Annotated in this window: 1 protein-coding gene; it reads left to right on the forward strand. The window is 40.0% G+C overall.

Going from position 1 to position 778, the window contains the following annotated elements; translation table 11 throughout:
• Positions 1 to 267: 267 nt before the first annotated feature.
• On the forward strand, positions 268 to 778 hold a 511-nt coding region (gene mobQ, locus QI30_RS19185), incomplete at its 3' end, for a MobQ family relaxase (protein ID WP_158621093.1).

Below are 778 nucleotides of genomic sequence, written 5' to 3' on the forward strand. Positions count from 1 at the left end.
AAGCTTATCGAGTTTTTTACGAATCTCATTCATGATTGTTGCTCCTCTCATTCTTGAATATTATTTTAACAATATTAGAGCATAAAAGAGAAAATAATTCAAATAATAAGAGATTTGTGATAATATCGCTAATAACAAGGGCGCTAATAACAAGGGCGCACTTATACACCATCTGTACGCTACGCTTCCATTTGGTGTATGTGCGAAAACATGGTCACGCTTCACGTGAAAAACTCGCTAGCGCTCCTGTGGAAAGAGGGATGCTTGATGGCAATTTATCATTTTAGTATGCAAGTCATTTCTAGAGGTAAAGGACAATCAGCAATTGCCAGTGCAGCTTATCGAAGTGGAGAACAATTATATAGTGAACGGTATGATAAGGTCAGTTCTTATCATCATCGTGATGTGTTGCCAGAGACAATGCTTTTAAAGCCTGTTCATGCCCCGGAGTGGTGTTTAGATCGGGAAAGATTATGGAATGAAGTCGAGAAGATTGAAAAGGCGAAAAACGCTCAATTAGCGCGTGAATTTACAGTTGCATTACCAGTGGAGTTATCACAGCAGCAGCAAAGAGAATTACTACGTCATTTTGTGCAAGAGGTATTTGTAGATGAGGGTATGGTTGCGGACATTGCCATTCATCGTGATGATGCCAAAAATCCACATGCCCATGTGATGTTAACGATGCGACCATTTTTAGAAGATGGGAGCTGGGGTGCGAAGTCTCGAAAAGAATACATTGTTGATGAAAACGGAGAGGCTTTATTTACGGAAAGTG

It is taken from the genome of Candidatus Kurthia intestinigallinarum, from assembly GCF_003991225.1.
GTDB lineage: Bacteria > Bacillota > Bacilli > Bacillales_A > Planococcaceae > Kurthia > Kurthia populi.